The sequence below is a fragment of the Bradyrhizobium sp. CCBAU 51753 genome, from assembly GCF_015291565.1.
Lineage (GTDB): Bacteria > Pseudomonadota > Alphaproteobacteria > Rhizobiales > Xanthobacteraceae > Bradyrhizobium > Bradyrhizobium ivorense.
Map to the genome: position 1 here is coordinate 2,564,976 of NZ_CP030037.1, position 18,166 is coordinate 2,583,141.

Here is an 18,166-nt window from a genome sequence, read left to right on the forward strand (position 1 = left end):
TGGATCGTCCATGATCGCCGCTTCACGCGCATGCCAGCATCTTGCCGATCAGCGTGTCGAACACCAGCTTGCGGACGAACCCGTCCTAAATCATCCTAAATCATCTGCGTCTTCAACACGGCCATCCTAAGCGTCTGGCGAGCGTCATCATCGAGTCCTTGCTCCGGCAGGCCGTGAAGCGTTCGGATAGTGTTACGACCCACAAGTGCCGACGTCTTCGGCAGGAACTGTCAGGTAACCATTTCTTTGATGCTCAGCGTGGCGAGGCCCCTCCTTTGCATTACGACTTCTGCGTCGGCAGCGAACCCGGGCTGCGTCGATGAAAATATGATTGCAGCCTCACAAAGGTACGAAAGCCAATTCCGCTTAAAAACGCATGCGTTGTACCTCATAAAAAGTTTGCGTCCATTTGAATGATGCAACGAAGACCCGCAACCCTTGAGTAGTCGTTTTGGGGCAGTGCCGCTCTTTCTATTGCAACGAGTGCTTGTGTGCTTGGCCATGCGTGTCTCCGCTCCATACAGGCGAAGTGAGGCTTAGACTGCCGCTGTGAAATTAGGGAGCCGCCAGCCATGGTAGCCAGGTTGGAAAACGCTGGGGTTCCGGGTGTCCGGAAGGACTCGGCCCGCGTCCTCGGTGCGGGAGCGTCGTGGCGTATCAATAGCCGCTATCGCCGGCGTGCGACCGATCTGCGGTTGTCCGGGCGGATCGTAGAGCTCCTGTGACTTCAAACAAAAGTCTGCGCTCCGGACTGGTCGACGCCCCAAGTTGTCGGCATCACCAGCTGGCTGCAGCTGGGGTGACGGTCGCGAAAAAATAGAAACCACTCTCCCTACGATCGCTCTCATCCGGCTTTGCGGGGCAGCTTGTGAGTTTCGTGACCAATGTCGGAAAGTTGACAAAACGCAGGCTGTGATAAGCCGCAGAAGCAAGCAATTTCAGTTGGCGCGCCGTTTGCTTCGTTCACGGCGTCAGCACTGATCGCTTCCAAGGGGCGGTTGGCGAGGAGATGACCTATGTTGCGAGCCGAGGTAGAGCGATACGTCGAGTATCCCGCGAAAGAGCGTCGCTGCTCTAGAATCTCAAACAGAACGCTGCAGGCCTTCGACATATGGAGCCCAGTTTGAAATACCCAGCCGGACTGCGTCCATAACCGTAAGCCGCATGCGCCTTCGTGTCAAAGCGGCGATGTCTGGCACCTGTTTGGATGCTTCCAGATATACGTTCATAGAAGTCATTGTTCAGCTATGAAAAGAAGTCCAACGATCTCGCGGATAAATGTAGCGAATACGCATCCCGTTGATGTGTATATATCTCCCGTCAACTTGACAGCCAATGGCAGAGCGCATCTGGGGCATGCCGCTGGGCCATATCTCAGAATGGATGTTGTCCAGAAGCACCTGAAGAGGGCGGGGCATCATGTCCGTTCTGGACTGACGACTGACGGTTTCGAGAACCATGTCCTGGTCCGAGCAGCTCTTGAGAACATTGACCCGTCCGCCTTGGCACATGGCTTCCATATCAGGATTGTTGAAGATCTCGCCTCCGTCGGTGTCGTTTTCGATCATTTCGATGATCCGGCGTATGGCGGCAATTTGCAGCGCTTTTCGAAGGTCGGCAACGCGCTGATGGGTGCCTTATCTGCAGCAGGCTCGCTTCGTTTCCTCGCGGAGCGCCTACCAGTGGACGATGCGGGTTCTGCTGCCACACCAGAAGAGCGTTTCTGCATTGGAGGCTGGTTTGGTGCAACCTGTCCGGTTTGCCTGGCATCTGCGGGAAGTTTCTTCTGCGAACAGTGTGGACATCATTTTGAACCCGAGGAAGCGCTGAATCCGGTATCGAGGCGCGGGCGAATTGTCGAATGGCTGGAAAACAGTTCCGCGTTCCTTTCAATTTCGGGAAAGGACCGACTTCTACGGACGTGGGACGATACGGCCATCGAATCCGGCTTTCTGGAGATAGGGACACGGTACGTCGCTCGTAAAGGGCAGCAAATGCGGCTGACCGTACCGGGACTACACGGGCTGGCGTGGAATTCACGGCATTTCAACAGCCGGCAGATATTGTTTAGCTACTCCTCGTTGCTCTACGCTCATTCTCTCTATTGCGGGCATAAGGACGTCGAGGGCATCGGCAAGCCCAGTCCCTTTGCGCGCGAGTCCGATGCGTTCCTCATTGGCGGTACCGGTATCGATAACACCATCCCGATGCTCGTCGGAGTTACTGGATGCGCATTGGGCCAGAACTCGTTCCGCCCATTTGATCGAATTTTCTTCAATCATTTCCTTCGGCTGAACGGTTCGAAGTTCTCTACGAGTCGCGGCCACGTGATCTGGGCAGGCGAAATCGCTCGAATTCCAAATATATCGGTCGACGTCCTCAGAGTGTACCTGTCGGAAATCTGCCCGGAAGAAACCGAGACCGATTTGGTGTCAGAGCAGTTGGTCGATCGTTACAACGCGGTCCTCGACAAGATATCTGCGGCCATCGACCGCTGCACGGAGTCCATAACCGCGATGCCGGCTCTCGCTGGATGCCACGTTGATGGTACGATGATGGTTACGTTGGATCGACTCTACGAAAAACAATGCGCTGCGCTGTCGCTCGACCATCTGCGGGTATCGCAATCGTCGCGGCCGCTTATCGAATGGGTTGATCATCTTAACGGCACGCCGAACCATCAGACCGCTTACACCTGGCTTATGGGGTTCAGCATATTGGCTTGGCCGCTGATGCCCAAGATAACAGAAGCCCTATGGCATTGGCTCGGTCATGGCGGCCATCCAATTGCCGCAAGCGCTGCGACGCCCTCTTCCCACCGATGTGGAACGGCACCGAAGATAAATGAGCGCAGGTTGGCGGTTGCGGATATTGAACGATGCCTTCCGGGAAAGATTGCAGCATGACAGTCGCGAACATCGTTCCTGCCGAGAAACTGCCCAGTGCAATCCCGCCAGAAGTTTCCATTCCTTTCATGCTTGGTAGTATCAGCTTGGCCGCATCCTATGGCTCGAGCTTCTTTCTCGTGGACGCTCTGCAGTCCATTCGACAAAGCGCCGCGACCGCCGGAGCCGTTATCTCGACCGGTACGATCGCAACAATATTGTGTTCGCTAGTGGCGGGCCGGATCGCGGAGTCGCTTGGCTTGATGCGAGCTATCACCATAGCCGCAGTGATGATGGCGGTCGCGATGATATGTTTCGCATCAGCGTCAACTTTAACGCTCTTCGCTTATGCCGGAGGGCTTTTTCTCGGTATTGGTTGGTCCGGGTTTTATATGCTGGCGCCGCTTCAAGTCCTGGGTCACGTGCGGGCTGAAGCCCGTATCAAGTATCTTACCTTGCTTTCCGGGTCTCAGATGCTGGGTATCGGACTTGCTGCTCCTCTCGCGCGCACCGTCGCGGAGACTACGGGATCCTACATTGCAGTGTACGCCCTATTTGCGGCTGCATGTCTCGTTGCTGCGATGCTTTTGGAGCTCGCCGGTAGGGGACTGGCGCAAGCTCCTCAGACCAAATTGCCAACTATACGTCTCACGCTGGAAGGCGTGCTAAAAGCCCTCAAGTCGAACACGCGATATCCGATCATCATGATTGGCCTTGGGGCATGCGTTTTCGCCGGTCTTTCCACGTTCCAGACGCTCTACGCTGCATCGCGATCGCAGTCAGCCGACACATTCTTTCTGGTTTTCACGCTGACGGCCGTCTTCATGCGGTTTGCTGTGGCGCCGATAATAGGAAAAGTTCGCCTTGAACGCGTAGCCGCGGTTCTCGTCATATGCACTATCGCAGGGCTATTCATCCTTTTCGTGAATGTAGGCAGTACGGTGAACTACATCTTCGGAACAATGATGTTCGCGCTGGGATACGGTCTCAGCTATTCGACCCTGAACAGTATGGTCGTCTACATTGCTGACACGGATGGGACATCGTTGGCCATTGCTTCTCAAGTCTTCACGCTCTCCTATTTCATTGGCCTATTCGGGTTTCCATACATCGCTGGGCAAATCGTGAAGGCCGGCAGCTTCGACAATCTGCTGATAGGCATGATGGTGCTTATCGTCGCTAATGCAGTTCTTCTGGCAACTCAAGTTTTCTCGGCCAGCCGAGCACGTTGACTGGCTCCTTGTAGGGTTCATGGGATGCTGAAGCACGGCGACCGTTATAACGTCATCGCGATCGGTGCGGGGCCGGCTAATCTCAGTCTGGCAGCGCTCGCGGCTCCGATTCTGGACATTTCGTTGAACGTCCTTGAGAGCTCAAAGGAGGTGCAGTGGCATCCCGGTCTGCTTTTGCAAGGTGCCGTCATGCAAACCAGCCCGCTAAAGGACTTGGTCACACCGGCTGATCCGACGAGTGCATACAGTTTCCTCGCCTACTTGCATGATAAGAAGCGACTTTATCAAGCTATTGTTCGGGGACTGGTGTCTGTGACTCGTAGTGAATTTGAGGACTATTTGCGCTGGGCAGCGGCGAAGCTGGGGAACATTCAATTCGGTGAGCACGTGAGCGCAGTCGAACTGCACGGCGAGGCCTTTAATATCATAACGAATTGCCGCAATTACCAAACCGGTACGATTGTGCTTGGTGTGGGCAGGGTACCGTCTGTTCCTGAGTGGGGCAGGAATGCGCCGCCAAACGAGGTGTTTCACGGAAGTACCCTTCTTCTGCGGCGGCGTGAGCTTTCCGGCAAGCGTGTCGTGGTCGTAGGTGGCGGCCAAAGCGGGGCTGAAATATTCCTTCATCTCCTCAGTGGTGCATGCGGTCCCTTGGCAACCCTGACCTGGGTGACGCGCCGCGCAAGCATATTCGCGCTCGAAGATAGTCCTTTCGTCAATGAATGGTTCTTTCCGCAACATGGTGATTGGTTTTTTAACCAGAGTGAAGCCGCCCGGAAGCAAATTCTTGAGCGACAATCGTTGGCGAGCGATGGCGTGAACTGCTCAACGCTGCGCGCTATCTACAATGCGCTGTACGACCGCGAGGTTCATAGACGGTCCTACCCGGCGCACGTAAAGATATACGTGGACGCCACGGCCGAGGACTTGCGCGGCATGTCTCCCTTTCGCTTGGAGTTGCGTCAGCGGAAGACGGGCACCTGTTCACAGCATGTCGCAGACATTGTCGTCTTAGCCACAGGCTACCGCACCGAAATCCCATCGTTCCTGGAGCCGATCGCAGGCCGGCTCAAGGTCTTGAATGCCCCGGGTGGCTCTCAAGAGATCGTGGTCGACAAGGAGTTCTCGGCTCGTTTTGACGGTCCCGGGAAGTGCCGTTTGTACGTCCAGAATGGCGCCCGCCTTCAACATGGCATCGCTGATACAAATCTGAGCCTGGTTCCTTGGCGCGCTTCGCTAATCCTCAATTCGATCATCGGCCGCGTAGCCTACGATTGCGGGCCGGGAACTGGCGTCATCGAGTGGAGTAGCGTTGGCTTCGAGGGCTCCTGCTGACCGGCGAACAAGTCTGCCACGACCACCGGATTGTCTTTCGGAGTATACCATGAAGAATGCACAGTTGATGGCCCTGGGCGACATGACGGTCCATAGCCCCGGTGTAGTCTTGCAGCACGTTGAAAAAATCGGCCATTCCGGGACCCCTTGTCCCGTCGAGCTCATCGAATTCCGGCTGGATCCGTTCGCTGTGTCGACGCCTCATTCCCATTCTTCCTGCGAGATCTGGCGCATCACGAGCGGCCAAGGTCGAGTGATAACTGACGACGGAGAATTGGCTATCAAGGCAGGCGATCTGGTGTTTCTGCAGCCACATCGAACCCATTACTTGGAAAATCGCGGCAGCGAAGTTCTGAGCGCTTTGTCTATCGCCTGGGAGGGAGCTCGATGACCGACAGCATTTGCGACCTGGCGGTCATTGGCGCCGGCGTCATGGGCCTGAGTGCCGCCTTCATTGCAGCGAGCAGCTGGCCGCGGGATAGAATCGTCGTCTTCGATCGAGAGACCGTTGGGGCAGGTGCCAGTGGGTTTGCCCCCGGAATCCAAATCAACATCGGTCGTAATGAAAAGGAAAGAAGCCTCCTCAGTCGTGGTTCAAAGATTTGGCAAGAGATTTATCCCCATGGGCAATGGCCCAGCGGTCGAAATTGCGATGTATTTTGGTTGACGCGGGATCCGGAAGAACTCACGCGAACGAGCTGTGGGGTCGGTACCGCCCCATCGACGTCTTTCGCGCTCAGGGAGAGGCTTTTATCGCTGCCGCAATTTTTGATTCCCGGCGATATGGTCGTGGCGCTGGATCGGGGGTCTTACTGTCCAGTCAATTCCATTGTTCAGGATTTGGCCCAAAGGCTCAAGGCTGTCGGGACTTCGATACGGGAGCGCACATCGATTTCACGGATACGGCAGAGACACAGCCATATTAGTCTTCAGACCTCTGATGATAGCGAACTCTCGGCAAGGCGGGCCGTTCTGGCAATCGGTCCATGGCTGCCAGAGTCACCGTTGCGCGCGCATTTCGCGGAGGAGCCGCGAGTGCGAGTTAAAAAGGTCGTCGCGCTTCACCTGGCGGCGCGCCCTACAACGAACTGTCCAATGGTCGGCTTGTTCGATGATTATGCGTTCCTGATTCCTATGATCGAGGAGGGGTATTGGTTGTTCAGTTTCACCTCGCAAGAATGGGATGTGAGACCTGACCCCGGCGGGCTGCACATCAGTTCGGATGATCTCGCGCGCGCCACCGCAATCCTGGCAAAATGGTTTTCCCCTGACAGCCCCGCCGTGGTATCGGCGCGTGTGTTCTGCGACTGCTATTCTGACGATGGGGTTCCGTTCTCTCGTCCAGCTCAAGATGTCGCCGGACTGTATGTCATTGGCGGCGGTGCAGGTAACGGGTTTCGTTTTGGGCCCGCGTGCGCGGAAGAGGCAATTCGATCGTTGTATTCTCACCATTGATAGTCGTCGGCGTGCCGTGATGAGAACACATCTGCCGATTGGTCTCGAAGCCGATTCCTATCATAAAGTTGCAGATCCCGTTCGCGAGACGTCGAGATCGACCATGATTGTCGATCTCAGCGCCATTGAAGCCAACTATCGAAAGTGCCAGGCGCTTGCGCCTCGCAGCGCTTGCGGCGCCGTTGTCAAGGCTGATGCCTACGGTCTTGGCGCGACACGTATAGCGTCCTTCCTGGCTTCCCTCGGTTGCGCGCATTTTTTCGTCGCCGATGTGGAGGAGGGCGTTGCCCTGCGCGATGTGCTGCCATCTTCCGCAAAGATCTATATGCTCCACGGCGCTCTGCCGGGCACGGAGCTGGCGGCCGAGCAGCACAATTTGTTGCCGATCCTCAATAGCAGGGAACAATTGGAGGCCTGGCTTCGGCATTGCCGACTTCGCAATCGCGCACTGCCAGCAGGAATTCATGTCGACACTGGCCTGTCTCGATTGGGTTTTCCCATTGATGAGTTGCACACAATCGCCGAAAATAGAAACGGGTTATCTGAATTGCCTGTCGTGCTGTTCATGAGTCAGCTCGCCTGTGCAGAGTGGCGAAACGAGATCTGCCTCCAACAACTAAATCGGTTTCGCAGACTTGCCCATTTGTTCCCGAATGCGATTCGTTCTCTATCGAATTCGGCCGGACTGTTTGCCGGACGTGAGTTTCATTTTGACCTCATAAGAACGGGTGGAGGAATTTTCGGCTTCTCGACGTCCGATGACCCCGATTTCAAACCAATGCAAGTCGTTCATCTGCGAACGCAAATTATTCAATGCCGTAAAGTCGAGCATGGCGAAGCGATTGGATACTTCAGGTCCTACACGGTAAAGAAGCGGATGCGGGTCGCGACCGCCGCGATCGGTTATGCAGATGGATTTCCGCGTACTCTGGGCAATCGAGGGCATGTCTTCATATATGGTCGTCGTGCGCCTATCGTCGGCTTCGTTTCGATGGACCTTGTTACCATTGACGTAACTGACCTGCCCGAGAGTTGGACCCCGCCCGGTACGGTGGTGGACCTCATCTGCCCCGAGCAGACCGTCGCGGATATGGCGTCAGCCGCGAAAATGCTGAGCGACGAATTGACCACGGCGATAGGACGGCGATGCCGCAGGCTTTACGTCTCATCCGAACGAGATGATGTGAGGCACCGGTGAGCTCCTCCACGCTCCGATCCCAGCAAGTCAATCGAGCGATCTATCTAGGCGATGAAGGCATACGCCTCATGCGTCCGAGCTGTTTCACGGCCGAGGTGCGTCAATTTCATCTCCGTGAGAGACTATTTTACCTCGATCTCCTGTGTGCGACCCAGTATGGGTTGATCATAGAAGTGGGTTGTAGTGGCTACCGCCTTATTGGCATCAAAAACGATGACAATGATTATCTTGGCATTGAAATAAATCCACCTCGTATGCGCCGGTTGAAGAGTAGGAGAGGAGCGGTAATCCGCTGCGAGGCCGGAAAATTCTTCAAAAGAACGCGGTTAATCGATGAGATAATGCACCGATATGATGGAAAGGTGCTTTGCATACTGCCATTTAATTTTATTGGCACGATGGATGCGCCAATAGAATTTCTGACGCTGGTCTGTAAAGCGCCTTTTGATCTAGCTTTGTCGCTCTTTTCGACGAGCGAGACGGCAACGGTGGCTCGCCACGAATACTATGACCTTTGTGGAATTACCGTTCAGGGGGTGGTGCGCACGGATGACTATGTTCGATTAGATTGCTCCAACGGTTTTCAGGCGTTCGCCTTCGATCCGGTCTTTCTGGTGAACCGCATATCCTCGTATGGCTTCCGCTTGAACGAGATAGAACATCACGATGTCTGTAACTTCCTCCATTTCAAAAAGGGGGCCTCCTGAAACGAGGGGGCGGGATGATGCCAAGCGAGCCCACAAACAGATATTCGGACATCGACGCCAGCCGGATTACTGGAACGCAAGCAGCACGAAAAGCCACGGCTAGTTGCATAGGCCGGCACCATTAGGCAACGAAGAGCTTACAACAGGCCAAGCCGAGACCTGCGACACGCGCCGATCGGGAAGGTGCCCCAATCCAGGAGTTTCTTTCGGCTTCGTCACTGCTGCCTAGATGAAGCAGAAATCGTCCCTCCCAGCCTTGGCGTTCCGAGAGCAAAGCCTCCTGTTCGGCTTTCTTGAAACTGTGTCGTCCAAGTCACCAAAGGGCTGGGGCTTCGGCCTATGTTGACCTGGAGCGAGGATTTCCATGTACGATGTCTACTTGAACGAACGGAACGACCTTCTCGTCATTCCTCGAGGCAATTCCATTCCGATCGATCTCAACAGGAAGTGGCGGAAGAAACGTATCGTGCGCTCGGTCAGCGAGCAAATCCGCGAAGATGTCCGGATCTACGGCTACCATCGGCGAAAGTTGCCGCTAAGTCGTTCGATGAACGCCTTAGCTGACAAGCTCGCTTGATCTACAAACAACGAGCGATCGGCAAATAAATTGCGAACGGTCGTGAATTCTAGGCGTTCCATTTCCGAACCGATTGGCGCGCCGAGAGCACCGAGCCTCTTTTTCTGGGCCGGCAAGCGACCGCCTACCACACGCGGGACTTGACTTCAATCCGAGCGACTTCTGCGCCGCAGTGGTTCGCATATCCGTGTTTGAAACCATGCCGCGATGGGAGCCAATTTGGGAACAGCGGATGCGGATTCCGGTTCAGCAGCCTCCGTTAAAATCCAGCCGAACTAGTTCCACAAATCGGATCCGGTTCATTAAGGCGAACTTAAGCGATCGCACCTGCCCTACGGCTCGACGGCGCCAATGACGGGCAGCTTCGCCGGCTATTTGGCTTCTTTCCGGTCTCGCAAACCAACATACGATGGTTAGCGCCGATGGTTAGGCCGAAAATCCAGTTCGGATTCTCTAAAACGACCGGTCAGCAACTGAGGGGCTCAGGATTACGATACCTGGACGGCCGGGACCCGTGGCGATTTCTTTGCTGACATCCACACGCGCTATTTTTCGAAATTCGATTCGTTTCTAACGATGCGAGCGTGCCCGAAGTCGAAAACCCTGGCATTGCTGCCAGGGTTCTGCCTGTCGATCCTACTGAAAGGGAGGGATCAAAAGTCCATGCCGCCCATGCCGCCGCCCGGAGGCATTGCGGGACCGGGCGCGATCTTCTTCGGAAGCTCGGCAACCATCGCTTCCGTCGTGATCAGCAGCGCCGCCACCGAGGAGGCGTTCTGGACCGCGATGCGCACGACCTTGGTCGGGTCAATGATGCCCTTGGAGACAAGGTTGCTGTACTCGCCAGTCTGCGCGTCGTAGCCGTAAGAGTACTGATCCTTCTCTAGGACTTTACCGACCACGACCGAGCCATCTTCACCGGCGTTGATCGCGATCTGCCGAGCCGGCCAAGACAGCGCCTTGCGCACGATCTCGACGCCAGTCTTCTGGTCGTCGTTCGTGGTGCGCAGGCCCTTCAGCGCCTCGGAGGCCCGGAGCAGGGCGACGCCGCCGCCCGGCAGGATGCCTTCCTCGACCGCCGCGCGGGTCGCGTGCATCGCGTCATCAACGCGATCCTTGCGCTCCTTCACCTCGACCTCGGTCGCGCCGCCGACGCGGATCACCGCGACGCCGCCTGCGAGCTTGGCGAGACGCTCCTGCAGCTTCTCACGATCGTAGTCCGAGGTGGTCTCCTCGATTTGCGCCTTGATCTGGGCAACGCGGGCGTCGATGTCGGCCTTCTTGCCGGCGCCGTTGACGATCGTGGTGTTCTCCTTGTCGATCATCACCTTCTTGGCACGGCCGAGCATCTGCAGCGTGACGTTCTCGAGCTTGATGCCGAGGTCTTCCGAGATCGCCTGGCCGCCGGTCAGGATCGCGATGTCCTGCAGCATGGCCTTGCGGCGGTCGCCGAAGCCCGGAGCCTTGACGGCCGCGACCTTCAGGCCGCCGCGCAGACGGTTGACGACCAGGGTGGCCAGCGCCTCGCCTTCGACGTCTTCGGCGACGATGACCAGCGGCTTGCCGGTCTGCACCACGGCCTCCAGCAGCGGCAGCAGCTCGTTCAGCGAGGAGAGCTTCTTCTCGTTGATGAGGATGTAGGCGTCGTCCATCTCAACGCGCATCTTGTCGGCGTTGGTGACGAAGTAGGGCGAGATGTAGCCGCGATCGAACTGCATGCCCTCGACGACGTCGAGCTCGGTCTCGAGCGACTTGGCTTCCTCGACCGTGATCACGCCCTCGTTGCCGACCTTCTTCATGGCGTCGGCGAGGAACTTGCCGATCTCGGCGTCGCCGTTGGCCGAAATGGTGCCGACCTGGGCGATCTCCTCGTTCGAGGTGACCTTCTTCGAGTTCTTCTGCAGGTCCGCAACCACGGCTTCGACCGCGAGGTCGATACCGCGCTTCAGATCCATCGGGTTCATGCCGGCGGCGACCGACTTGGCGCCTTCGCGCACGATGGCGGCCGCAAGCACGGTCGCGGTGGTGGTGCCGTCGCCGGCGGCGTCCGCCGCCTTGGCCGCGACCTCGCGTACCATCTGGGCGCCCATGTTCTCGAACTTCTCCTCGAGCTCCACCTCCTTGGCGACGGCGACGCCGTCCTTGGTGATACGGGGAGCGCCGAACGACTTCTCGAGCACCACGTTGCGGCCCTTCGGACCGAGGGTGACCTGCACGGCGTTGGCGAGAATGTCGACACCGCGCAACATGCGGTCTCGCGCTTCCACGCCGAACTTGACTTCCTTGGCTGACATAATCGAATTTCCTCAGTTTAATTTCTCATCCTTCGACACGCCCGGCAAGGCGCTCGTCAGGGGTGAGTGGTGAGCGCTGGACTAGGCGGCTTTCTTCTTGGAAAACACATCGGTGAGAACGCCCATGATGTCGCTCTCCTTCATGATCAACAGTTCCTGACCGTCGACCTTGACCTCGGTGCCTGACCACTTTCCGAACAGCACGCGATCGCCGACCTGCACGTCGATCGGAATCAGCTTACCGGTCTCGTCACGGCCGCCTGGGCCAACCGCGACGACTTCGCCCTGGGAGGGCTTTTCCTTGGCAGTGTCCGGAATGATGATGCCGCCAGCGGTCTTCTCTTCGGCGTCGATGCGTTTGACCACGACGCGGTCGTGAAGCGGACGGAAATTCATAGAGGTCTCCTGAGCGTTTGAACGAGTGGCGAACGCCACATTGTAACAGCACTCATGATAGCAAGAGCCAGGCCAAAGGTGAGCGGAGCGACTCTGCCTGCGGTTCAGCTGAATCGCTCGCATGGCCTGTGTGTGTCAGTCGGAAACAGACGCCGTCATGTACACAACCAGCCAAGCTGTTGCGAACATGACATTGCGTATCGTCAAATCCGGCCATATTGAGCTCCACGGTTCTCGATTGCAGTGGCGGAGATTACTTTGATCAAAGCCGCGTGCCAGAACGGCAATCGCGTGCAGCCGCGATTGGCAAAAAAATGCATCCGATGAGCATTGCAGAAATGTCTTGCCGCCAGCTGGAGTTCAGACCATGCTGCCAGGGCTGCACATGATTAGTTTGCCAGACATTGTCTCCAGGCAGCTTGGTACGGCGATGCGTGCGATGCCGAAGAGTTCGTCAAGAAGCCCCGCTCGATGAATATGATGTAGGGGCGGAATAACAGATGTGGCAACTATCTCGATTCAGACCGGCTTCCTTAAACAGGCAGTGTGCTTTTCCAGAAGTCGCACTGTGAATTGTCCTCCTCCGGAAGTGATACACCGTCGCTCAAAAATTGACCGAGTTGATCCCGATCGTTCGTAAACCGAGAGTGAGAAGGTAGGTCTTGTTCAGTACTGGCGGTGCCGAACCAACGGAGTAGTTGTAGGAACTTACGTAGTTCGCCGCCAGAACGAAGCAATCGTCGACATAGCCAGCGCCGAAAACATACTGATTGATCTTGTTGGACTGGAGATCCCAACGCGCCGAACCCGTCACCACCCAATTCGCGGCGACTTTAAGCGAACCGGTGGTCATAATCCCCTCGCGGCGCGCCTGATAGCCGAGCTCCGGCTGCGCCGCATAGTCGCCATACGTCACGCTTGCAGACCAGCGGTCGAGGTTCGCGCTGGCCTGAGCCTCGAACCGGTTGATGTTCCTGGTCGCCTCGTCGATCCGCGTGCGGACGCTGAACGTATAGGTGCGGTTGGGCGAATAGGCGAGGCTCGCTACATAGTCGGAGTGGGGGTTCTGTAAGCCTGAACTGATGGCGGTCTTGGTGACGCCGGCGACCGCGAACGAGTTCAGCCCGAACAACTGGTAGGACTGGCCGAACATCGCCTTGATGCTGCCGCCGTGATCGAACTGCGTCGTCGCCTGCACGCCGACATTGGCGCGGCTGCCGCCCTCGACGCGGTCGTAGCCGGAGAACTTGTCGACCGCAAACAGGTTGCTGGTGTCGAATACAAAACTTTGTGCGTCCTCGTTAGGAAGCTTGCCGGCCTTTGGTTCGTCCGGCCGGATGATGACCTGCGCGATCGGCTCGACGGTCGTCGTACCCCACGGCTGCACATTGATGAAAGGATAGCGGTATTCGAGGCCGACGGTCGGCATCAGGCGGACTGTCTGGGTGTCGCCGACCGGCAGGAAGTTGGACACGCCCGGCTGGTTCGAGATGTCGGCGTTGATGGCATCGGCACGGACGCTGGCGAACGGCGTCCAGGTCTGGCCGAGCGGGTCGGTGTAGGACTTGCGCCACTGCGCCTCCGCCGTCAGACGGGTGTAGGTGCCGGGCATGCCGCGCAGCAGGCACCGCGAGGGCGTCCGCGCCAGCGGATCGGCGGACGTGAGGCTGCACAATCCGCTGCTGCTGGCGAGCGCCGTGATCGGGTCGAACACCGCGGTTTCGCGGGTCAGGTTGGTGAAGTTCACCTTGTAGCTGAACTCGCCACCCAGGATCGAGCTGTTGATCACGTTGTTGTGGTCGATGACCGGAGCGACCACCGGGACCTGGTTCTGGTTGCCGGAGTAGCTGCGATAATGGATCGCGCGCGCATCGAAGAAGCTGCGGTTGCCGACGCCGGTCAGATAAAGCTGCGAGATCGCCTCCGTCGGCAGCGACATGAACGATCCGAACGGATCCTTGTACTGGGCGAGCCGGTAGTCGGACATGAAGAAGTAATCGGACAGCAGCACGCCGTCCCAGCCCCAGACCCATTTGTCGTTCAGCGCGAACTGCCCCTTGGTCTCAATGCCCCAGCGAAAGCTGCGGTGACCCGGCTGGCCTTTGAAGACGTCTTGATCGAGCTGGTCGATGCCGTAAAGCCGGATCTGATAGGAGCCGTTCGACAGGCGCTGGCGGAATTCGCCCTGCAGCAGCACGCCCTGCTTCGTGGTGAAGCGCGGGTTGAAGGTCGCGTCGAAGTCGGGCGCGAGCGCGAAATAATAGGGGACTTCGACGCCGTACCCGAACGCTGTGTACGAGGTGAAGCCCGGCATCAGGAAGCCGCTCTTGCGCTTCACGGTCGGGTCGGGCGTCGAGAAGTAGGGCAGATACGCCATCGGAACGCCGAAGAACTCGATCTGGGCGTTCTCGAAATAGAGCATCTTCTCCTGCTGGTTGTGGATGATGCGCGCGCCCTTGACCTGCCAGAGCGGCGGCTTCTTCGGATCGTCCTTACAGGGTGCGCAGGCGGTATAAACGCCGTTGTCGAACACGGTGTAATTGCCGCTCGAACGGTCGGCGCGGGTCGCCGCCATGCGGGTCTGGTCTTCGGTGTCGACGCGCAGCGAATCGACGAACCCGTCACGGTAATCGTCGCTGAGATCCATGATGTTGGCGTAGGTGATCTTGCCTTCCGCATCGGTCATGCGGATGTTGCCTTCGGCATGAAGACGCTTGGTCTTCTGGTCGTAGATGACCTTGTCGGCCTCGACGCTGGTGCCGTTGTAGAACATCTGCACGTTGCCGACCGCCGAGATGCGCGAGTTGTTATAGTCATAATCGATCTCGGTCGCCTGAACGAGCATGTGATTGTCGTCGATCAGCTTTGCCCTGTTAGCTCGCGGTTGGTGCTGATTGTAGATGAAACCCTGCGCCGATGCGGTCGCGGGCGCAATGACGGCACAGGCAGTCGCAACAACACCCGCGACCATAAGCATTAAGCCACGGCGGCCAGCGATCGCAACTGTCCACTCCAGAGGTGTCGCTGGCTCAGTAAGGCGTACCTGCCGAGCGGAAGAAGAACGGCGACAATCCCGCCTAACGCTCGAGCAGCACGATCCTCGCGACGGCTCCAACATAGCATTGATTCCAATCAATCGGACGAGTCCATCTGAGCCTTTACGGGATTGCGAGCCGTCTTCGACAGAACGGAATGTCTCGCGTCTGAAGCAATCGACGTGCCATTGCATCTTTGCTGACGTTGGCGAGCATGACTGTAGATTCTGCGACATTGATGTCTCGGATTTGACGCGGATCGGCGCAGCCACGACGCGGATTGTCAATGGTGACGATGCTCGAAGCTTTGGTCCGTGCAATCACAGCTGCCACAGCGCGCTCTCGGCCGGTGTTCACGCTCGTAAGCGCGATGAACTAGAACGCTCGTTGCCGTGCGAGTTACCAACCTCATGAAGGCGCAACCGCCAAGCCAGTCCGCCGGCTCTGCCCTACCGGAAGCCTCTTCAGTACGCCACGATGTTCGATCTGACGATCTTGTGCTCGTCGAGTATGTGTTCGCCCTCAGCGAACCTTGCTGAATTGCCGCCGTCTTCTGGCCGGGTTTACTTCTATGAAGGCCGCTTAGATCGCCGCGTTCCGGGCGGCCAACAAAGCAATCAGTGGCTTTCAATTGCCGGTGCTGCGCTTGCCGCGATCAGTGCTGCTTCACGTTTGACGCCAGAACGTTGGTAGCACCTGGCAGCAAGTATCACCCGTGTCTTTGATTTGCAGAATCGTCCCTGAAAATGGTGGTCCGGGACAGACTGAACTCAATCAAGGTCAATGCCCTGATCCATGAGCGGCCATCATTATTGGAGCGGCTCCACCATTCTTGGCCAGCAGACAACGGCTCAGAATGCCATTCGTCGCCTCGGTAGCCCAATTGTCCGCAATGGATCGTTCCACGTTTACGCGAGGAAATCCTCTGCCGGGATCGCCAGCCTCTTGGACAAAAGCGTCAGCCAACGAATTCCGCAATCCTGAGATTGTTTCCGTGTCGGACGGCGAGATCGCGCAAACCGCAGCTTTATTGCCTGCGTCCATGTACACCTGAGGCCCAAAGGCGTCACGGCTGGCATTAAAGGCCATGATCAGGGTGTAGGTGATGCTGGTGCCGTTCGAGGATGTAAATGTATGGCTTCCCCGCGAGGCGACAGTGGATATCGGATCAAAAATGGCAAGCCAATCCCCATAGAGCTTCGGACGCTGCTGCCCGGTAACCTTTATTCCGGCAAAATCCGCAACCTGATCCTCCGCACATTGTTCTGGAATGCGACGAATGCAGTTCGGTTGTTGGTCATCGCTGCTCAGCGACTTCGTCCAGCGGCGGGGGCACGAGAGCGCTGGAAAGCTGGCGCTAGCCTGCGCATTGCTCTGATCGAGGCAGAAGAGGTCGACGACAGCTCTGGTCGGCACGGGACGTCGTTGCAATTGCTCGAAATCCAAGATTGATAGCGAAAGGAACTTCGCTCGAGAATTCCCCGAACCGCAGTCATTGGAGCAGGTGACCGGCGCCACAGACATGCTCGCCACCAGCATGGATATGCCGGCAAGCAATACGAGGCCCACGAAACATAGGTGCAAAAAATATCGTGATTGTCGAATCGGCCTAACGACTGGCATGGCTATGAAGTCCGCCGCCGACTGCGCCGAGGCGATCGCCAACGACCAATCGTTCCTCTGTGCTGTGGCTCAGATGTCACTGCTCCCTGCCAAGGTTCTTTGTGTCTCTCAAAGGCGAAAGCGACGCCGTCTCGTGACTCGTCACCACATCATCGATGCTGCGAAGCGCGGGTGCCGATGCCGTGCACAAAAAGCAATCTTCGTGCCTCGCGCACAGTGCAGTTTTGCCAAGGCTTCGTGGTATGTGCGTGCCTTCGAGACATCGGTGATTGTCTGGATCCGGACAAACTCGGTGCAGCAGTGCGTCGGAATGCGTGCGCCAACGACTGACAATATGCCGACGCCGGTTGATGTGCGTATTGGAGCGGTACGCTTATCCGTGCGAGGAGTCCGGTGGTCATCTTTAAGCCGCGACCGGCCGACCCGGAGTCATCCCCAGGAACGTTCGGCGTGATCGCGTCCCGCTTCAGGCCGAGCAATCCATGACTGCGATCTCGAAAAGTCGCGACTGCGCGAATTTGGAAAGACAGCCGTTAGCTGGCAGCGTGACATTTGGCCGGTCGCTAACTGCGCTCGAGGTGATTGCCATTGTCATTCAGGAAGCGATCACCCCGCCCGAAACCCCGCCCCATCAAAAGCGGCCGCTCTAAAGTGCGACGAAGGCGATCCGTTGGCCGCTGGAGGCACATCGGAATCTGCTATTCGCTCCTCGTGCAGGTCCCGATTGCCCCCTGATAAAGCTGTCGTTGCAGGGCAATTGCTGCGGCGTTCCCGTGACAGGCTCCCGTTCGTGTCACATTGATCGTAACCGGTATGAGCATCCACGTCGGCGGTGATCAGCGTGCGCGAGCGTAGCGCGTCGGCATCCAATACTGGCGCATGGCCTCGACGACGGCTGGGATGTCGTCGTGGGCGTTGCGCAGGAACTCCTCGGTCTCGCTGCCTTTCCTTGGCGGTCCAAGCAGTGGACGGCCTTGATCGTCGACGCAATGCAGCAGGATGGGCAGGAGCAAGCCGTGGTTTATGTTGCGGGTGTCGAGCAGCGGGGCCCAGGCCGATAGTCTCAGCCGCATGGCGGCATGGAATCCCTGGCACCACGGCCGCGCATCAACGTCGCCATTCGGCTTGCGGGCGTGGGTCGGAGCGAACCGATGTGGTGCGGTGGAAAGAACGTTGCTGATGTTGTTGTGGCGGAGCGCGACGGCCGAAATCGCGGCGAACTCCGGCGTGCCGCCGTGGTTGAATGCGTCGGCGTCGATGGCGAGTAGCGGGCAGATCCAGTCCGGCGGGCCGATCGACACCGGTCCGGCCACGATCGCGGCGACGTAGCCGTCGAGCACGGCAAGACTCGTAGCGACGGGATTCTGCTCGGCGCGAGCCTGCAGCCAATGCTCGAGTTCGTCGAGCGGCATCGCGGCTGCCGCCATCG

14 protein-coding genes are annotated in these 18,166 nt (G+C 57.6%); 9 read left to right on the forward strand and 5 right to left on the reverse strand.

Annotation, left to right across the window (positions count from 1 at the left end; translation table 11 throughout):
* Nucleotides 1–1,379: 1,379 nt before the first annotated feature.
* The 8 genes from XH93_RS11495 (at nt 1,380) to XH93_RS11530 (ending at nt 9,389) form a co-directional block, all read left to right on the forward strand.
* Complete coding sequence (locus XH93_RS11495; protein ID WP_246799580.1) at nt 1,380–2,906, forward strand: class I tRNA ligase family protein; 1,527 nt, start codon at nt 1,380–1,382, stop codon at nt 2,904–2,906.
* Entirely contained in the window at nt 2,903–4,117 is a 1,215-nt protein-coding gene (locus XH93_RS11500) for an MFS transporter (RefSeq protein WP_246799581.1), read from the forward strand. Before XH93_RS11495 ends, XH93_RS11500 begins: the two co-directional genes overlap by 4 nt.
* A 24-nt stretch (nt 4,118–4,141) precedes the next feature.
* Nucleotides 4,142–5,452 (forward strand): lysine N(6)-hydroxylase/L-ornithine N(5)-oxygenase family protein, encoded by a 1,311-nt coding sequence (locus tag XH93_RS11505; RefSeq protein WP_194473585.1) that lies wholly within the window; start codon nt 4,142–4,144, stop codon nt 5,450–5,452.
* A 49-nt stretch (nt 5,453–5,501) separates the two neighbouring features.
* Nucleotides 5,502–5,843 carry a cupin domain-containing protein gene (locus XH93_RS11510; protein ID WP_194473586.1) on the forward strand — a complete coding sequence of 114 codons (342 nt, stop codon included), beginning with the start codon at nt 5,502–5,504 and terminating at the stop codon, nt 5,841–5,843.
* On the forward strand, nt 5,840–6,907 hold the full coding sequence (locus XH93_RS11515; protein ID WP_194473587.1) for an FAD-binding oxidoreductase: 1,068 nt from the start codon (nt 5,840–5,842) through the stop codon (nt 6,905–6,907). Before XH93_RS11510 ends, XH93_RS11515 begins: the two co-directional genes overlap by 4 nt.
* 103 nt (nt 6,908–7,010) lie before the next feature.
* On the forward strand, nt 7,011–8,105 hold the full coding sequence (alr, locus tag XH93_RS11520; protein ID WP_246799582.1) for an alanine racemase: 1,095 nt from the start codon (nt 7,011–7,013) through the stop codon (nt 8,103–8,105).
* A complete protein-coding gene (locus XH93_RS11525; RefSeq protein ID WP_246799583.1) occupies nt 8,102–8,812 on the forward strand; it encodes a hypothetical protein in 711 nt (236 codons plus the stop codon). Before alr ends, XH93_RS11525 begins: the two co-directional genes overlap by 4 nt.
* Nucleotides 8,813–9,176: 364 nt before the next feature.
* Nucleotides 9,177–9,389: a hypothetical protein gene (locus tag XH93_RS11530; protein ID WP_194473589.1), complete on the forward strand. Its 213-nt coding sequence runs from the start codon at nt 9,177–9,179 to the stop codon at nt 9,387–9,389.
* A gap of 653 nt (nt 9,390–10,042) precedes the next feature.
* Here XH93_RS11530 and groL read toward each other — a convergent pair.
* The 4 genes from groL to XH93_RS11550 form a co-directional block, all read right to left on the reverse strand.
* Complete coding sequence (gene groL / locus XH93_RS11535) at nt 10,043–11,683, reverse strand: chaperonin GroEL (protein ID WP_194473590.1); 1,641 nt, start codon at nt 11,681–11,683, stop codon at nt 10,043–10,045.
* Between the two features lie 81 nt (nt 11,684–11,764).
* Nucleotides 11,765–12,079, reverse strand: a complete 315-nt coding sequence (groES, locus tag XH93_RS11540; protein WP_194473591.1) for a co-chaperone GroES — start codon at nt 12,077–12,079, stop codon at nt 11,765–11,767.
* 604 nt (nt 12,080–12,683) lie between these two features.
* The gene (locus tag XH93_RS11545) at nt 12,684–15,056 is read right to left on the reverse strand and encodes an LPS-assembly protein LptD (RefSeq protein ID WP_194473592.1); all 2,373 of its coding nucleotides are present in this window, start codon (nt 15,054–15,056) and stop codon (nt 12,684–12,686) included.
* Between the two features lie 838 nt (nt 15,057–15,894).
* The gene (locus tag XH93_RS11550; protein WP_194473593.1) at nt 15,895–16,779 is read right to left on the reverse strand and encodes a hypothetical protein; all 885 of its coding nucleotides are present in this window, start codon (nt 16,777–16,779) and stop codon (nt 15,895–15,897) included.
* 440 nt (nt 16,780–17,219) lie between these two features.
* Between XH93_RS11550 and XH93_RS11555 the strand changes: the two genes are divergently transcribed.
* The gene (locus XH93_RS11555; protein WP_194473594.1) at nt 17,220–17,387 is read left to right on the forward strand and encodes a hypothetical protein; all 168 of its coding nucleotides are present in this window, start codon (nt 17,220–17,222) and stop codon (nt 17,385–17,387) included.
* 186 nt (nt 17,388–17,573) lie between these two features.
* On the opposite strand, the gene XH93_RS11560 is transcribed toward XH93_RS11555, so the two are convergent.
* Nucleotides 17,574–18,149 carry a UPF0149 family protein gene (locus XH93_RS11560; RefSeq protein WP_246799375.1) on the reverse strand — a complete coding sequence of 192 codons (576 nt, stop codon included), beginning with the start codon at nt 18,147–18,149 and terminating at the stop codon, nt 17,574–17,576.
* Nucleotides 18,150–18,166 lie beyond the last annotated feature (17 nt).